The organism is Streptomyces sp. NBC_00289, from assembly GCF_041435115.1.
Classification (GTDB): Bacteria; Actinomycetota; Actinomycetes; order Streptomycetales; family Streptomycetaceae; genus Streptomyces.
Window position 1 is genome coordinate 5,548,262 of record NZ_CP108046.1, and the last position, 15,083, is coordinate 5,563,344.

The 15,083-nt window shown below is 72.6% G+C and carries 16 protein-coding genes; 6 read left to right on the forward strand and 10 right to left on the reverse strand.

Annotated features, from left to right (window positions below; all coding sequences use genetic code 11):
- Nucleotides 1-81: 81 nt before the first annotated feature.
- Nucleotides 82-591, reverse strand: coding sequence for an N-acetyltransferase family protein (locus OG985_RS25210; RefSeq protein WP_371670603.1), 510 nt, complete (start codon nucleotides 589-591; stop codon nucleotides 82-84).
- Nucleotides 592-600: 9 nt separating this feature from the next.
- Nucleotides 601-1,527, reverse strand: coding sequence for an aminoglycoside phosphotransferase family protein (locus OG985_RS25215; protein WP_371670604.1), 927 nt, complete (start codon nucleotides 1,525-1,527; stop codon nucleotides 601-603).
- On the opposite strand from OG985_RS25215, the gene OG985_RS25220 reads away from it, so the two are divergent.
- Nucleotides 1,526-2,203 (forward strand): rhomboid-like protein, encoded by a 678-nt coding sequence (locus tag OG985_RS25220; protein WP_371670605.1) that lies wholly within the window; start codon nucleotides 1,526-1,528, stop codon nucleotides 2,201-2,203. The two genes, OG985_RS25215 and OG985_RS25220, sit on opposite strands and share 2 nt — an antisense overlap.
- Before the next feature lie 9 nt (nucleotides 2,204-2,212).
- Nucleotides 2,213-3,619 (forward strand): NAD(P)/FAD-dependent oxidoreductase, encoded by a 1,407-nt coding sequence (locus OG985_RS25225; protein WP_371670606.1) that lies wholly within the window; start codon nucleotides 2,213-2,215, stop codon nucleotides 3,617-3,619.
- A 28-nt stretch (nucleotides 3,620-3,647) separates the two neighbouring features.
- Here the strand turns inward: OG985_RS25225 and OG985_RS25230 are convergent, their stop codons facing one another.
- Genes OG985_RS25230 through OG985_RS25240 form a run of 3 tightly spaced genes read right to left on the reverse strand, consistent with a single transcriptional unit; the run spans nucleotide 3,648 to nucleotide 7,402 of the window.
- Nucleotides 3,648-5,150, reverse strand: coding sequence for an MFS transporter (locus OG985_RS25230; protein ID WP_371670607.1), 1,503 nt, complete (start codon nucleotides 5,148-5,150; stop codon nucleotides 3,648-3,650).
- A gap of 56 nt (nucleotides 5,151-5,206) precedes the next feature.
- Entirely contained in the window at nucleotides 5,207-6,187 is a 981-nt protein-coding gene (locus OG985_RS25235; protein ID WP_371670608.1) for a zinc-binding dehydrogenase, read from the reverse strand.
- A gap of 54 nt (nucleotides 6,188-6,241) precedes the next feature.
- A complete protein-coding gene (locus OG985_RS25240) occupies nucleotides 6,242-7,402 on the reverse strand; it encodes an FAD-dependent oxidoreductase (protein WP_371670609.1) in 1,161 nt (386 codons plus the stop codon).
- 134 nt (nucleotides 7,403-7,536) lie between these two features.
- On the opposite strand from OG985_RS25240, the gene OG985_RS25245 reads away from it, so the two are divergent.
- Nucleotides 7,537-8,250: a pentapeptide repeat-containing protein gene (locus OG985_RS25245; RefSeq protein WP_371670610.1), complete on the forward strand. Its 714-nt coding sequence runs from the start codon at nucleotides 7,537-7,539 to the stop codon at nucleotides 8,248-8,250.
- 52 nt (nucleotides 8,251-8,302) lie between these two features.
- Here the strand turns inward: OG985_RS25245 and OG985_RS25250 are convergent, their stop codons facing one another.
- Nucleotides 8,303-8,803, reverse strand: a complete 501-nt coding sequence (locus OG985_RS25250) for a hypothetical protein (protein WP_371670611.1) — start codon at nucleotides 8,801-8,803, stop codon at nucleotides 8,303-8,305.
- Nucleotides 8,804-8,839: 36 nt separating this feature from the next.
- On the opposite strand from OG985_RS25250, the gene OG985_RS25255 reads away from it, so the two are divergent.
- Complete coding sequence (locus OG985_RS25255) at nucleotides 8,840-10,294, forward strand: M1 family metallopeptidase (protein WP_371670612.1); 1,455 nt, start codon at nucleotides 8,840-8,842, stop codon at nucleotides 10,292-10,294.
- A 124-nt stretch (nucleotides 10,295-10,418) separates the two neighbouring features.
- Here the strand turns inward: OG985_RS25255 and OG985_RS25260 are convergent, their stop codons facing one another.
- Nucleotides 10,419-11,384, reverse strand: a complete 966-nt coding sequence (locus OG985_RS25260; RefSeq protein ID WP_371670613.1) for a GNAT family N-acetyltransferase — start codon at nucleotides 11,382-11,384, stop codon at nucleotides 10,419-10,421.
- 79 nt (nucleotides 11,385-11,463) lie between these two features.
- On the reverse strand, nucleotides 11,464-12,039 hold the full coding sequence (locus OG985_RS25265) for a TerD family protein (RefSeq protein WP_121402233.1): 576 nt from the start codon (nucleotides 12,037-12,039) through the stop codon (nucleotides 11,464-11,466).
- Between the two features lie 188 nt (nucleotides 12,040-12,227).
- Here OG985_RS25265 and arfB point away from each other — a divergent pair, with 188 nt between their 5' ends.
- Together arfB and OG985_RS25275 are read left to right on the forward strand one after the other, a co-directional pair.
- Nucleotides 12,228-12,665: an alternative ribosome rescue aminoacyl-tRNA hydrolase ArfB gene (gene arfB, locus OG985_RS25270; protein ID WP_371670614.1), complete on the forward strand. Its 438-nt coding sequence runs from the start codon at nucleotides 12,228-12,230 to the stop codon at nucleotides 12,663-12,665.
- A gap of 117 nt (nucleotides 12,666-12,782) precedes the next feature.
- Complete coding sequence (locus OG985_RS25275; RefSeq protein WP_371670615.1) at nucleotides 12,783-13,622, forward strand: sigma-70 family RNA polymerase sigma factor; 840 nt, start codon at nucleotides 12,783-12,785, stop codon at nucleotides 13,620-13,622.
- A gap of 17 nt (nucleotides 13,623-13,639) precedes the next feature.
- On the opposite strand, the gene OG985_RS25280 is transcribed toward OG985_RS25275, so the two are convergent.
- Together OG985_RS25280 and OG985_RS25285 are read right to left on the reverse strand one after the other, a co-directional pair.
- A complete protein-coding gene (locus tag OG985_RS25280; RefSeq protein ID WP_371670616.1) occupies nucleotides 13,640-14,107 on the reverse strand; it encodes a GNAT family N-acetyltransferase in 468 nt (155 codons plus the stop codon).
- Between the two features lie 55 nt (nucleotides 14,108-14,162).
- Nucleotides 14,163-14,744 (reverse strand): flavin reductase family protein, encoded by a 582-nt coding sequence (locus OG985_RS25285; RefSeq protein WP_371674489.1) that lies wholly within the window; start codon nucleotides 14,742-14,744, stop codon nucleotides 14,163-14,165.
- Between the last annotated feature and the right edge of the window lie 339 nt (nucleotides 14,745-15,083).

Sequence of the window (15,083 nt, forward strand, 5' to 3'; positions counted from 1 at the left end):
GTGCGTCGCCGGTCTGCTCCGTAGTCCGAGACCGGGCAGGCAGGCGGGCGGCCGGGGCGGGCCCTTCGGGTTCCGGTGTGCTCAGCCGTGGTCGCCGCTCGCGGGGTCCGTGGGCTGGTCGGCCCCCAGGCGTTCCAGTGCCTCGTCCGTCAGTCGGTAGACCGTCCATTCGGTCTGGGGGCGGGCGCCCAGGGACTCGTAGAAGGCGATGGACGGGGCGTTCCAGTTGAGGACCGCCCATTCCAGGCGCTGGTAGCCGCGGGTGACGCAGAGGCGGGCGAGTTCGGTGAGGAGGGCCTTGCCGTGGCCGGCGCCTCGGGCGGTGGGGCGGACGTAGAGGTCCTCCAGGTAGATGCCGTGGACGCCGCGCCAGGTGGAGAAGTTGAGGAACCAGAGGGCGAAGCCCACCGGCTCGCCGGTCGTGTCGTCGGTCGCGATGTGGGCGTAGGCGGCGGGGCGGTCGCCGAAGAGGGTCTCGTGGAGTTGTTCCGGGGTGGCCCTGACCTCGTGCAGGGCCTTCTCGTACTCGGCGAGTTCGCGGATCAGGGTGTGGATCACGGGGACGTCGGCGGGGGTGGCGGCTCGAATCATGGGGCGAGGTTAACTCCGGTCGCCGTCGCGCAGCCGACGGGCGATCTCCAGTTGCTCCGGCTCCAGGGGACGGCCGTCCTCGGTCTCCCACAGGCAGTTCTGCAGGACCCGGCCCAGGGTCCAGGCGCGGGCCCGGGCGCGGTCCAGGCGCAGCACGTCGGTCATGGCGTCGAAGCGCCAGTGGATCTCGTCCGGCTCGAAGCGGTTGTCGAGGGCGGGCAGCAGCTCGAACGCGGGGTCGCCGGCCAGTGGTTTCGGGTCGATGGCCAGCCAGGGGGCGCGGTCGGCGGCGAGGACGTTCTCGTAGTGGAGGTCCCAGTGCAGCAGGCGGTCGCCGGGCTCGTCGACGACCTCGCGCACGGCGGCAGCGCAGTCGGCGAGGAGGCGGCGTGCCGCGGTGTCAGGGACGCGCTCCAGGGCCCGGGGCACCCGGTCGAGCATGGCGTGCGCGATGTCGCCGAGGCGGCGCATGCCGTGCGGTGCCGGTACGGCGGTGAGGTGCGCGAGGAGCCGGGCGACGACCAGGACGGCGGCGCGGGAGTCGGGGACGTACGACAGCATGCGGGCCGGGTCGAGGCGCTCCAGGAGCATGGTGCCGGTGGCCGTGTCGTGGTCGAGGAGACGGACCGCCCCGTCTCCGTCCCACACCCGCAGGGCGACCGGCTCGCCCTCGCTCTCGGCGTCCAGGAGCTGCAGTTTCAGCACGGCGGGGGTGCCGTCCGCGCGGACCACCGGCAGGACCAGGGCGCTGACACCGTGCATCGGTGAACCGTCGCGCCGCAGCTCCCAGCGCTCCAGGAAGCCGGCCGCCAGGCCCGGCAGTGCGGCGATGAACTCCCGGCCGGCGTCCCCGTTGTACTTCGCCTGCGCCGCCGCCAGCTCTTGCGGGATGTCGATCACGTGACGGACCCTACTGGCGTGCGTGAATCGGCTCATGCGAATTGACCGGGGGCCACACCGGGGCCCGCACCGGGGCTTCCACCGGGTGTGGAGCTACGTCCGCAGCGCCCCCGGCACCTATGTCTGGCTGGGCATCCTGTTCGTGACCACCGTGGCCATGCATCACATGTCGCCGGAGTTCGAGCAGGAGTTCCTGCGGCAGCGGTCGACCAACCTGCACGAGCTCTCGCAGCATCCGCTGCGCGTCCTGGTGACGAGCGCGATGTGGATCGACGGCGGGATCTGGCTGCCGTACGTCGTCTTCTACAGCGTCTTCCACGCGCAGGCGGAGCGCTGGCTCGGGACGCTGCGCTGGCTGGTGGTCGCCTTCGCCGCGCACGTACTGGCGACGCTCATCAGCGAGGGGGCGCTGTGGCTGGCGATCCGGGACGGGCGGGCGCCCGACTCGGCGGCCAACACCCTCGACTTCGGGGTGAGTTACGCGCTCGCGGGCGTGGTGGCGGTCCTCACGTACCGGATCGCGGCACCCTGGCGGTACGTCTATGTTGCCGTCGTCCTGCTCGTGTACACGTATCCGCTCGTGACCGCGCCGACCTTCACGGACTTCGGGCACTTCGTCTCGGTGCTGGTCGGTCTCGGCTGCTATCCGCTGGTCGGAGGGCGGGGAAAAGCATGGAATCCGAAGGAGACACGGGCCGCCCGCAGGGGTTGAATACCGGCCATGGGCAACTCGGCGAGCAGTGCCGTCAACGGTGGCATCTCCTTCTGGTACGCGGACGACGGTCTCCCGGCGGTGCGGGAGCCGCTCGACGGTGACGCGTCGGCGGACGTCGTGATCGTGGGCGGCGGGTACACCGGACTGTGGACCGCGTACTACCTGAAGAAGGCGGCCCCCTTCCTGCGGATCACCGTCCTGGAACAGCGGTTCTGCGGCTACGGCGCCTCCGGCCGCAACGGCGGCTGGCTGTACAACGGCATCGCGGGCCGCGACCGGTACGCGAAACTGCACGGCCGGGAAGCCGCCGTACGGTTGCAGCGGGCGATGAACGACACGGTCGACGAGGTCGTCCGGGTGGTCGCGGACGAGGGGATCGAGGCCGACGTCCACAAGGGCGGAGTCCTCGAAGTCGCCCGTACGCCCGCGCAGTCGGCGCGGCTGAAGGCCTTCCACGCGGCCGAGCTGGCGTACGGCGAGAAGGACCGCGAACTGTACGGCGCCCGGGCCACCGCGGAGCGGATCCGGGTCGCGGACGCGGTCGGCTCGACCTGGACCCCGCACGGGGCGCGGGTGCACCCGGTGAAACTGGTGAAGGGGCTGGCGGCGGCGGTGGCGGCGCTGGGCGTCACCGTCCACGAGCTGACCCCGGTGACGGAGATCCGGCCGAAGCACGCGGTGACGCCGTACGGGACCGTCCGCGCGCCCTACGTCCTGCGCTGCACGGAGGGCTTCACGGCCGGGCTGAAGGGCCAGAAGCGGACCTGGCTGCCGATGAACTCCTCGATGATCGCGACCGAGCCGCTGACCGAGGGGCAGTGGGAGTCGGTCGGCTGGGACGGGCGGGAGACGCTCGGCGACATGGCGCACGCGTACATGTACGCGCAGCGCACCGCCGACGGGCGGATCGCGCTCGGCGGACGCGGTGTGCCGTACCGCTTCGGGTCCGGGACCGACAACGACGGCCGGACCCAGGACGCCACGATCGACGCCCTGCGCGAGATCCTCGTCCGCTTCTTCCCGCCGCTGGCCGGGGTGCGGGTCGAGCACGCCTGGTCGGGGGTGCTCGGGGTGCCGCGCGACTGGTGCGCCACGGTCACCCTCGACCGTTCGACGGGGCTCGGCTGGGCGGGCGGCTACGTCGGCTCGGGCGTGGCCACCGCGAACCTGGCGGCGCGCACCCTGCGGGACCTGGTGCGGCTCGACTCGGGGGAGGGCGGCCGGACCGAGCTGACGGATCTGCCGTGGGTGGGGCACAGGGTGCGCAGGTGGGAGCCGGAGCCGCTGCGCTGGCTGGGCGTGCAGGGCATGTACGCGACGTACCGGGCGGCGGACCGGCGGGAGGCCGCGACACGGGCCGCGCGGTCCTCGCGACTGGCGCGGGTCGCCGACCGGGTGGCGGGGCGGCACTGAGTCGCCGGACACCGCCCTTCTCCCCCGGTCAGACCACCGGTTCCGGCAGTGGTGCGTCCGTGGGGGCGCCGTGCCTCGGGGCCTTCACCGTGACCATCAGTCCCGCGACCAGGCCCGCCAGCAGCATGATGCCGGCGGCCCACCAGATGGCCACCGTGTAGCCGTGCACGACGCCCTCCTGCACGATCCGGGCCTTCTGCGCCGGGTTGTGCAGGTGGGCGGTGACGTAGGCGGCGCTGCTGGTCGTGGCGATCGTGTTGAGCAGGGCCGTGCCGATCGAACCGCCCACCTGCTGCGAGGTGTTGACGGTGGCGGAGGTCACGCCGGAGTCCTGCGGTGCGACGCCCGCGGTCGCGGTGGCGAAGACCGGCATGAACGTCAGGCCCATGCCCAGGCCCATCAGGAGCAGCGCGGGCAGGATCTCCGTCGCGTACGAGGAGTCCACCGTCATCTGCGTGAGGATCACCATGCCGCCGGAGGCCAGGATCATGCCCGGGACCATGAGCATGCGGGGCGGTACCCGGTTCATCAGCCGGGCGGAGATCTGCGTGGAGCCGACGATGATCGCGACCGTGAGGGGCAGGAAGGCCAGGCCCGTCCGCACCGGCGAGTAGCCGAGGACGACCTGGAGGTAGTAGGTCATGAACAGGAACAGGCCGAACATGCCGATCACGGCGAGCCCCATGGTCAGGAAGCAGCCGGCGCGGTTGCGGTCCTTGACGATGTGCAGGGGCAGCAGCGGCTGCGGCGCCCGGTTCTGCCACCACACGAACGCCACGAGCAGGGCGACCCCGGCCGCGAACAGGCCCAGCACCGCCGGGTCCGTCCAGCCGCGCGGCTGGGCCTCGCTGAAGCCGTAGACGATCGCGACGAGGCCGCCGCAGCCCATCACGGCGCCGGGTACGTCGAGTCGGGCGCCCGCGCGTCCGGGACGGTCGTGGAGCAGGACGAGGGCGCCGATGACCGCGCCGATCGCGATGGGCACGTTGGCGTACAGGCACCAGCGCCAGTTCAGGTACTCGGTGAGCAGACCGCCGACGATGAAGCCGATCGCGGAGCCGCTGCCCGCGAGGGCGCCGTAGATACCGAAGGCCTTGCCGCGTTCCTGGGGGTCGGTGAAGGTCGTCGTCAGCAGGGACAGGGCGGAGGGCGCCAGAAGGGCGGCGAAGGCGCCCTGAAGAGCACGGGCGCCGAAGAGCATGCCCGAGCCGGTGGCCGCGCCGCCGAGCGCGGAGGCGGCGGCGAAACCGATCAGGCCGATGACGAAGGTGCGTTTGCGGCCGACCAGGTCGGCGATGCGACCGCCGAGCAGGAGCAGGCCGCCGAAGGCGAGGGTGTACGCGGTGATCACCCATTGCCGGTTGGCGTCGGACATGCCGAGGTCGCTCTGCGCGGAGGGGAGCGCGATGTTCACGATCGTCGCGTCCAGCACGACCATCAGCTGTGCGAGGGCGATGACCACCAGGCCCCACCAGCGGCGCGGGTCGGCGTCCGCGGTGGCGGCCGGTTCGCCTGTCGGGGCGACGCTCATCAGGTCAGAAGACCACGGATCGGGAGGTGTCGCATCCCCTGTCGGCCTGTTCCTGGTCATGGCTCCAGTACCACCTTTCCGGTCGTTCCGCGGTTCTCCAGCGCCCGGTGCGCGGCCGCCGCCTCCGCGAGCGGAAAGCGCTGCACGGCCGGTGTCAGCCGGCCCTCGGCGGCCTCGGTGAGGGCGCGCGACTCCAGGGTGCGCAGCGGGTCGGGGCCGCCGGCCTTCCGCAGCATCACGGGGCCCAGGACGGATTCCGACACGCCCTCGACGAAGTGGCCACGACCGCCTCTGACGCCCTCGGCCGACCAGCCGAACACGAGGTGCCGGCCGCCGGGTCCGAGCAGGGCGACGGCCTCCCGGGCGACGGCGCCGCCGACGCCGTCGAAGACGACGGTGGCACAGCGCCCGCCCAGGTGGGCGCGGACCTTGTCCGGCCAGGCGGGGTCCTTGTAGTCGACGGCGAGATCGGCGCCCGCCGCCTCGACCAGGGCCGTCTTGGCCGGGCCGCCCGCCAGGCCGACGACGGTGGCGCCGGCGTTCCGGGCGTACTGCACCAGCAGGGTGCCGATGCCGCCGGCCGCCGCCGGGATCACGGCGACCGAGTCGGGGCCGAGCTCCGCGAACTGGAGGATGCCCAGTGCCGTACGGCCCGTGCCGATCATGGCGACGGCCTGGGCGGCGTCCAGGTTCGGGGGAATCTCGTGGACGCGCCCGAGATCGGTGACGGCCAGTTCGGCGTAGCCGCCGGGGACGGTGCCCAGGTGGGCGACCACGCGCCTGCCGAGCCACCGCCCGGCCACGTCCGCGCCGAGCGACTCGACCGTGCCCGCGACCTCCCGGCCGGGGACGGTGGGCAGGACCGGCGGCTCGGGCAGCGGGCCCCGCTCGCCCTCGCGCAGGGCGGTGTCCAGGAGGTGTACTCCCGCGGCTTCGACGGCGATACGGACCTGGCCCGGCCCGGGGAGGGGGGCCTCGACCTCCTCGTAGGCGAGGTTCTCGGCGGGCCCGAAGGCGTGCAGGCGGATGGCGCGCATGTGGGTTCCCCCATCGGAAGGCGGCACGGTTGCCGGGTGCCCCACTGTCCGACCTCAAGCTTCCTTCAGGTCAAGGGAGCGCCGGCCGAGTGCCAGCGAGACGGCGGTGAGGGCGCTGTTGAAGGAGACCTCGGACAGCACACCGGGGGCGGCGACCTGGTCGCCCGCGAGGTACACGCCGTCGCCGCGGTCCACGGACGGCCGGTCGCGCCAACTGGTGCCGGGCAGGTCGACGGCGCCCGTACGGCCGCTCGCGACGGCCTCGCGCCGCCAGGTGAGCCGGGAACGCCAGCCCTCGAAGGCGAGGTCGAGGAGCTGCTCGGCGCGGGCGGTGCCGTCGGCCTTCGCCTCGTGCGGGGCGATCGGGATCTGCCCCTGCACGAGCTGCTCGCCGGCCGGGGCCAGGGTGCGGTCCTGGGCGGTGAACCGCTCGATCCAGCCGGGCGAGTCCAGGTCCGAGACGGCGAACGCGTCCCCCCGGCGGGTCCGTAGGGCGAGGTCGACGAGGACCGTACGACCGCTGGTCCAGGTCAGCGAGTCGTCCCCGAGGAGGCGGCGCGCGGCGTCGAGGGAGGTGGCGACGACGACGGGGGTGTCGGTCGGGAGGGTGTCGACGCGGGAGAGGGTCTCCATGCGGACCCCGAGGTTCCAGGCGCGGGCGGCCATCCGGTCGATGACACTCGCCCAGCCGCCGCGCGGATAGTGCGCCTCGGGCGGAAGTTTCGTCGCGCGACGCAGCCGCTCCTGCACGAAGGCGGCGGACAGGGCGCCCGGGTCGTGGTGGAAGACGGCCACGGCGGAGTAGTGGGCGGCGGCACGGGCGGCCTCCTCCCCGGCCTGCCGGGTGGCCCAGGACAGGAAGTCGACGTCCACGGGCGCCTGTCGGGCGCCTCGGCGGAGCAGCTTCAGCAGGGCGAACGGCGGGGTGCGGCGCAGCACCCCGTGGTGCCGGAGCCGGAGCCGGGCCGCCTCCATGGGTGGGATCGGTGCGAGCGGCCCGATGAGGTCGCGCTGCTTGAGCCAGGCCCAGTGCGGGCCCGCACTGTAGAGGGCGTGCGGTCCCTCGTTCGTCCGGTACGGGCCCTCGGCGGTCCGTGCTCGCCCGCCGAGGGTGTGGTGGGCTTCGAACACGGTGACCTTGGCGCCCGCCTCGGCGGCGGTGACGGCCGCGGTGAGGCCGGCGAAGCCGCCGCCGATGACGGTGATGCGGAGCATGGCTTGGGGTCTCCCTCGGTTGGGGGTCGCCTTTCGCTGACGCCCATAGGACGAGTCGACGGGCCCGGAATGTGACATCGCCACTGTTCGCGCAGGTCAGGCGGACTGTCAGTGGCGGAGTGCAGGATGGGGGCATGGCGAGGAGAGCGGTGGGCGGGCGCGGTGCGGCCGGCGCGACGGGTGGGCGGGGCGCGGCCGGTGTGAAGGGCGCGAGGCGTCCGGAGCTTCGGCTGCCTCCGCTGGAGCCCTACGGCGGCGGCGAGTTGGAGCCGGACGGAGACTACGACGGGCTGGAGTTCCGTGAGGTGGACTTCGCCGGACAGGACGGCGGGGGTGCCCGCTTCATGGACTGCGCGCTGACGGGGTGCGCGCTGGACGAGACCCGGCTGCGCCACGCCCGCTTCCTCGACTCGGTCCTCACCGGAACAAGAGGGGTGGGCACCGACCTCGCGGAGTCGTCGCTGCGGGACGTCGAGCTGGTCGACGCGCGTCTCGGCGGGGTGCAGTTGCACGGCGCGGTCCTGGAGCGGGTGTGGATCCGCGGCGGGAAGATCGACTACCTGAACCTGCGCGGGGCCCGCCTCAAGGACGTCGTCTTCGAGGGCTGTGTCCTGGTCGAGCCGGACTTCGGGGGCGCGACCCTGGAGCGGGTCGAGTTCGTCGACTGTGCCCTGAAGGGGGCCGACCTCAGCGAGGCGACGCTGACGGACGTCGACCTGCGCGGGGCCGCCGCACTGGAGATCACGCGGGGAGTGGACCGGCTCGCGGGGGCGGTGATCAGTCCGGCGCAACTGGTCGACCTGGCGGCCGTGTTGGCGGCGGAGCTGGGGATCCGGGTGGAGGGCTGAGGGGGCGCGGGGGCGGGGCGGGCGAGCTGCCCCGGAAGACGGTCGCCCGAGCTCACTTCAGCCGGGGAAACCGTGCCTGAAGGGACCAGACGGCCGGGTTCTCGCCGAGGTCCTCGTGCAGGTCGACCAGGTCGGCGATCAGGTCGTGCAGGAAGTCGCGGGCCTCGCGGCGTAGTGCGGAGTGCGAGAAGGTCAGCGGCTTCTCGTCGGCCGGCATCCAGTCGGACTCGATGTCCACCCACCCGAAGCGGCGTTCGAAGAGCATGCGGTCGGTGGACTCGGTGAAGTCGAGTTCGGCCCGCTGGGGGCGGGAGGCGCGCGAGCCCGCCGGGTCCTGGTCGATCCGCTCCACGATGTCGCACAGTGCCCACGCGAAGTCGAGCACCGGCACCCATCCCCAGGCTGTGGACAGCTCCCGGTCCGCCTCGGTGTCGGCGAGGTAGACGTCGCCGCAGAACAGGTCGTGGCGCAGGGTGCGGATGTCCGCGCGGCGGTAGTCCATCTGCGGTGGGTCCGGGAAGCGGTTGGAGAGGGCGTAGCCGATGTCGAGCACCCGGTGATGGTGTCACGCCCGCCTAGGATCTCTGACGTGTCCCGATCCGTCCGTCTTGTCCCGAGCGCCGCCCCCGCCGTCACCGCCGCCCTCTTCCTCGCCCTCGCCCCCACCGCGTGCAGCGGCGCCGGTGATGGTGGCGGTGCCGGCGGCGCCGTGGTGCAGGGCACGCCCGGCGGCTCCGGCGTCCGCGACCCGTACTTCCCCAAGGCGGGCAACGGGGGATATGACGTCACGCACTACGACCTGGCGCTCGCCTACGACACCGGGCGGCAGCACCTCACCGGCACCGCCGCGCTCACCGCCCGCGCCACCCAGGACCTCTCCGCCTTCGACCTCGACCTCCAGGGCCTGAACGTCGAGCAGGTCACCGTCGAGGGCAGGCGGGCCCGCTGGACCCGCACCGGCCAGGAACTGACCGTCCGCCCGCACGACGGACTAGACCGGGGCCGGACGTTCCGGGTCACGGTCCGCTACTCGGGGGCACCGGAGACGATCACCGACGCCGACGGCTCCGAGGAAGGCTGGGTGCGCACGGACGACGGGGCCCTGGCACTCGGTGAGCCCACCGGCTCCATGACCTGGTTCCCCGGCAGCCACCACCCCTCCGACAAGGCGTCGTACGACATCGCCGTCACCGTGCCCGAGGGGCTCCAGGCCGTGTCCAACGGGGAGCTGACGAGCCGGAGGACCTCCCGCGGCCGCACGACCTTCCGCTGGCACACCGCGGAACCCATGGCGAGTTACGTCGCCACGGTCGCCGTCGGGCGGTACGACATCAGCCGGTCCACCACCCGTGACGGCCTGCCCGTGTACGTCGCCGTCGACCCGCGGCGGGCGGAGGCGAGCCGGGCCGTGCTCGCCGGACTCCCCGGTATCACGGAGTGGGCGCGGGACACCTTCGGTCCCTACCCCTTCTCCTCCACCGGGGCGATCGTCGACCGCGCGGACGACATCGGCTACGCCCTGGAGACCCAGAACCGGCCGGTCTTCCCCGACGCCCCCGACACGGAGACCCTCGTCCACGAGATCGCGCACCAGTGGTACGGCGACTCGGTCACGCCGAGGACCTGGCGGGACATGTGGCTCAACGAGGGCTTCGCCACGTACGCGGAGTGGCTGTGGCAGGAGGACCACGGCGGGGACACGGCCGAGGAGATCTTCACCGCCCTCCACCGGGGCGACTACTACGACAGCCCCGAGTACAACGCGGCCGTCTGGGCGTTTCCGCCCGCCGAGCCGCCCAGCGCCGCGCGGCTCTCCGACAGCCCCGTCTACGAACGCGGCGCGATGGTCCTGCACAGGATCCGGCAGACGGTCGGCGACGACACCTTCCGTGCCATCCTCCGGGGCTGGGCCGCCGCCCACCGCCACGGCAACGCGGACACCGCCGACTTCACCGCGTACGTGGAGAAGAAGGCGCCCGGCAAGGACTTCGGCAGGATCTGGAAGGACTGGCTGTACGGGGACGGCAGGCCGGACACGGTATAGGGGACGCCGGGGGGCGGACCGGCTCACACCGGTCAGTCAGTCGTTTCGCTCCGGTCCGCCAGTCGGTTCGCTCCGGTCCGTCAGAGGGTTCGCGCCGGTTGGGCAGAGGCTTCCCACCGGTCCGTCAGCCGTTTCGCTCCGGTCCGTTCCGTTCCCACTCGGTGAGCAGCCGTGCCAGGCCGGGCGGCCATACCGGCTCCGGCTCCTCGGCGAGTTCCCGCCGGGTCCACCAGCGGCCGGTGAGGATGCCGTCCGCGGCATGGGCGGCGGCGAGGCCGGGGCCGGTGGGCTCGCGGTGGGGGCCGCGGGTGACGTAGATGTGCTCGTGCTGGCGGACGTGGACGTCGAACCGGCTGAAGTCGTGTTCCCAGGTGCACAGCAGGGGGCCCGGCTCCAGGTCGGTCCAGCCGGTCTCCTCGCGCAGTTCCCGCAGGGCGCCCTCGCGCGGGGTCTCGCCCTCGTCCAGGCCCCCGCCGGGCAGCGCCCAGTGCACGCCGACCTCGGGGTTCACGTACCGGAAGAGGAAAACCGAGCCGTCGGGGTCGACCACGGCGATGCGGGCCGCCGCGCGCGGGACACGCAGCGTCTTGCGCAGCACCGCGCAGGGGCGGCCGAGACGGCGGTCCGGGCGGTGGGCGACGACCTCGTAGCCGAGGGCGGTCCAGAAGGCGAGGGCCCGGGGATTGTTGTCGAGGACGGCGAGGCGTACGGCGGTGTGACCCGCCGCCCGGAAGCGGTCCTCGACGAGGGAGGCCAGCCGCCGTCCGTACCCCCGCCGGTGTGCGCCCGCGTCCACCAACAGCAGCCCGATCCACGGGTCGGGGTCCGCCGGGTCGGGGTGGTGGGCGAGGGTGATGGCCATCCCGACCAGCTGTCCGGAGCCGCGGGCGAGCAGCACCTCCACGTCCGGGTTCGCCAGTTCGTCGGCCAGCGCCGCCGCGACCTGCTCCGGCCGGATGTCGTCCGGGTCCGGGAAGTCGCCGCTGAGGGCGTTGAAGTCCCGGTTGGAGGTGTACAGCGCGGTGAGTTCGGTGAGGAGGGGGGCCGGCAGGTCGTGGTCGGAGGTGAGGGCGAGCGGCTGGAGGATCACGCCCGGCAACCTATCGCGGGGCACGCCGAAGCCCCCGGCCTTTCGGGCGGCCGGGGGCTTCGGCGAAACGGGACGTCCGTCAGACGCTGACGCCGAAGTCCTGGGCGATGCCGACCAGGCCCGAGGCGTAGCCCTGGCCGACCGCGCGGAACTTCCACTCCGCGCCGTTGCGGTACAGCTCGCCGAAGACCATCGCCGTCTCCGTGGCCGCGTCCTCCGACAGGTCGTAGCGGGCGATCTCCGCGCCGCCGGCCTGGTTGACGATGCGGATGTAGGCGTTGCGGACCTGGCCGAAGTTCTGCGAGCGGTTCTCCGCGTCGTAGATCGAGACCGGGAAGACGATCTTCTCGACGTCGGCGGGGAGGCCCGCCAGGTTGACGTTGATGGCCTCGTCGTCGCCGGCGCCCTCACCCGTACGGTTGTCACCGGTGTGGACGATGGTCTGGTCCGGGGTCTGCTTGTTGTTGAAGAAGACGAAGTGACCGTCCGAGTAGACCTTGCCCTGGGGGTTGACCGCGATGGCCGACGCGTCCAGGTCGAAGTCGGTGCCCGTGGTGGTGCGGACGTCCCAGCCCAGCCCCACGGTGACGGCGGTCAGGCCCGGAGCCTCCTTGGTGAGCGAGACGTTGCCACCCTTGGACAGGCTTACAGCCATGGTTGGGAGTCCTTTCCCTCGTTTTGCGTACGGAAGTACGCCAGTACGGCACGAAGCTACAGCTACCCCTAGGAACGCAGAGAGGGGTACGCAGGGTTCCAGGTCTCTTTACTTTCTTTACTTTCCTGGCCCCCGGACTTTTTTCGACCGGGATATTCGGGTGACGTGGACCGGACAGAGCCGGGAACATGGACGTCATGGCCGGTCCCTATCTCATCCGCGGCTCCGTCTCGCTTCCCGAGGCCGAGCTCATGTGGCGTTTCTCGCGGTCGTCCGGGCCCGGTGGACAGCACGTCAACACCAGCGACTCGCAGGTGGAGCTGCGCTTCGACCTCGCGAAGACCGAGGCGCTGCCCGACGTGTGGAAACAGCGGGCGCTGGAGCGGCTGGCCGGGCGACTCGTCGACGGGGTCGTCACCGTCCGGTCCTCCGAGCACCGATCCCAGTGGCGCAACCGCGAGACCGCCGCCGTACGGCTGACGGCCCTCCTCGCCGAGGCGACCGCTCCGCCGCCCAAACCGCGCCGGCCCACCCGCATCCCGCGCGGGATCAACGAACGGCGGCTGCGGGAGAAGAAGCAGCGCTCGGACACCAAGCGCGGACGCAACGGACGGGACTGGGGATAGCGCCCCGCCCCGTGTCGCCGTCGGCCGCGCCGCCCCACCCCGGCGCACCCCTGTCACGTTTTCCCCGTGCGAACCGTCAGGCGGTCGAGGACGGAACGCGACGAGAGGTGACGACCGATGAGTGACGACGAGTTCCTGGCCGAGCGCTTCGAAGCCCACCGGGGCCACCTGCGCGCCGTCGCGCACCGCATGCTCGGCTCGCGCACCGAGGCCGACGACGCGGTCCAGGAGGCCTGGTTGCGGCTGAGCCGTTCCGACACCCGTGAGGTCGACAACCTCGGCGGCTGGCTGACGACGGTCGTCGGCCGGGTCTGCCTGGACATGCTGCGCTCCCGCCGGAGCCGTGCCGAGGACCCCCTCGACGTCACGGCACCGGTGCCGTCCCCGGCCGCGGGACCCGAACAGGACGCGCTGCTCGCGGATTCGGTGGGCGTCGCCCTGCTGGTCGTCCTGGAGTCCCTGACGCCCGCCGAGCGGCTGGCGTTCGTGCTGCACGACCTGTTCGCGGTGCCGTACGACGACATCGCGACCGTGCTGGGACGGTCGCCGGAGGCGTCCCGGCAGCTGGCCAGCCGGGCCCGGCGCCGGGTGCGGGGCGCCCAGGCGCCGGAGGGCGGCTACGACCGGCGGCGCGAGGTCGTCGACGCGTTCCTGGCCGCCGCGCGGGACGGCGACTTCGATGGGCTGCTGAAGGTCCTGGACCCGGACGTGGTGGCGCGCGGTGAGGCCGGCGTGACCGCGGGCGCGGTCGCGGTGGCGGGCGGCGCCAGTGGCTTCGCCCACCTCGCCCGGCTGGCCCACCCCGCCCTGGTCGACGGGGAAACCGGCCTCGCGGTGCTGGTCGACGGCCGGGTGGAGCGGACCGTGACCTTCACGTTCGTGGGGGACCGGATCGCGGTCATCGAGGTCGTGACGGACCCCGAACGGGTGGCACGCCTGGACGTGACGCTGATCTGACGCCCCCGTCGAGGGGGCTACGACAGCTCCAGCACCCCGACCGTCTGGTCACCGCTGGTCTCCCCGATGGGGCGGAAGCCCAGCCCGAGGTAGAAGCCCTCCGGGCCGGTCGGGCCGGGGTGCCAGGTGACGTGGAGCTCCTTGCCGCCGCGGCGCCGGATCTCCGCGGCCACCGACCGAACGGCGAAGCGGCCGTAACCGCGCCCCTGCTCGGCTGCCGCGATGTTCAGCCGCCACAGGCCGGACCGGACGAGGGTGCCGTCCTGGTTCCAGTCGATGTCGAGGAAGGCCATGAGGAAGCCGACCGGGCGGTCGCCGTCGACGATCAGCCGGGGCCAGGCGACGGCTCCGTGGACGTACGCCTCGGCGAGCGACTCCGCGACGGGCTCGACCGCGTGCTCCTGGTCGGGACGGACCCGGATGCCGAGGGCGGCGGCGAGGTTGCGGGAGGTGATCTCTTCGAGGCGCGGTCCGGGCGTCGTCATGCCCGCACCCTAGGCCGGTGGATCACCGGTGGGCGAAGGAATTTCCCGGCCGTCCTCACTTCAACTGCCGGTACCGCCCCCGGAAGTACGTCAGCGGTCCGCCCTCCGCGCTCGGTACCCGGGCGGTCAGCACCCGGCCGATCACGAGAGTGTGGTCGCCGGCCGGTATCCGCTGTTCCGTGCGGCATTCCAGGGTGGCCAGCGCGCCGCCCACCAGGGGAGCGCCGGAGATCTCGCCCCGTACGTAGGGGATGTCCTCGAACAGCAGCCGGTCGCTGATGCGGCCCTTCATGGCGAAGCGGCCCGCGATGTGCCGCTGGCTCTCGGAGAGGACGGAGACGCCCCACAGGGGCTGCTCGTCGAGCAGGTCGTCCATCCGGGAGCCGTCCCGCAGGCTGACCAGGACCAGGGGTGGGTCGAGGGAGACGGACAGGAACGCGGTGGCGGTCATGCCGACGTCCTCGCCGTCCGGAGCCCCGGGGTCGTCCGGGTCGAGCGATGCCTCGGTCGAGGTCACCAGGACCACGCCCGCGGCCAGCCGGGACATGGCGGCACGGAACTCGTCGTTGCTCACCCCCTCAGCATGCCCGGCGGCGGGCACGGCGGTGGCGGAGGGCGCGGCGGGGGAAGTCTTCAGCACGCCGGAAACGCTAGTGCCCGGTCCCCGCGCCGCGCATCGGGCCTCCGGCCGAGACCGGACCCGGGACAGACGTAGGACCGGCCTAGGACTTCACGGACGTCCGTGGACCTCGCCGGCTCCGTGGACACCTCGATTCCATGGGCCGCACCGGCTCCGTGGGCCTCACCGTTTCCCTGTGCCCCACGAACTCCGGGCGCCCGTCCGGGACTTCCGGCGGACGCGTGGGGTACTCGGGCGTTACCGTTCGTGCGCCATCTCCTCACCGGGGGAGAAAAACAGCGTTCAGGAAACGCACAGGAAAACCGCAGAAAGCCCACTCAATTGTTCATCTTTAGC